The following is a 366-nucleotide window of genomic DNA, read 5'->3' on the forward strand; positions in this document are numbered from 1 at the left end:
ACCCCACTGTTGAGTGCCGAGGGTGAGGGATATCTCGCCGTTAGCGCCGGTTTCCCAGACCACATTCGGCATTGACGGCAACGCGGCTATACCGGCGGCTAATGTGCTGACCGTTTCCGGCACCGGAACCGGCTGATGTTCAGCCAGTGCGGCCCGCTCTGTTGCGGTGGTGGCCTGTATCCCTGCCGCCGCCTGCATCGGCACGGCACTGTCCAGCAACAACCCGAAGGCCCGTTCCGGCTCGGCGACCTGACACAGATAGCCGTTGGCATCCATGCCCTCGGGGAACACCACCCGGAACACGGTAATGCCGTCGGCGGTCAGTTCTGCCGCCAGTTTCACCGCGGCCTCATTGCCTGCCGGATC

At 64.5% G+C, this 366-nt stretch carries 1 pseudogene; it reads right to left on the bottom strand.

The features are described from left to right. Positions 1-342 (bottom strand): annotated as a pseudogene (locus ACGF5R_RS24645) (DNA primase); the annotation flags it as partial. Positions 343-366: the final 24 nt, after the last annotated feature.

Source organism: Photorhabdus sp. RM71S (genome assembly GCF_042879355.1).
GTDB lineage: Bacteria > Pseudomonadota > Gammaproteobacteria > Enterobacterales > Enterobacteriaceae > Photorhabdus > Photorhabdus kayaii.